Source organism: Citrobacter sp. Cs237, assembly GCF_030332325.1.
In the GTDB taxonomy this organism is placed as follows: domain Bacteria; phylum Pseudomonadota; class Gammaproteobacteria; order Enterobacterales; family Enterobacteriaceae; genus Citrobacter_A; species Citrobacter_A sedlakii.
Genome location: NZ_JAOWIB010000035.1, coordinates 1 through 204, shown reverse-complemented (window position 1 = coordinate 204; position 204 = coordinate 1). Strand labels below are relative to the sequence as shown.

The following is a 204-nucleotide window of genomic DNA, read 5'->3' as shown; positions in this document are numbered from 1 at the left end:
CTGCCGCATTGCTGACGCTGGCCTCCACGCGGGCGCTGCCGTCGGTCAGGGTCGCCAGTTCCGCAGCCGGGACGACCAGCGTCCATGCTCCGTTACTGTCAACGCTGGCGGTGTATGTCTTATTGCCAAAGGTGACGGTGACGTTCTGGCCGGCTTCCACGTTTGTGGTGGCGCCGGAGAGCGTCAGGTCCGCGCCCTGCTCGG

Annotated in this window: 1 protein-coding gene; it reads right to left on the bottom strand. The window is 66.7% G+C overall.

Features of this window, described 5'->3' with window-relative positions; translation table 11 throughout:
• The coding region (locus OGY07_RS01220) for a hypothetical protein (RefSeq protein WP_286598203.1) at nucleotides 1-204 on the bottom strand (204 nt) is incomplete at both ends.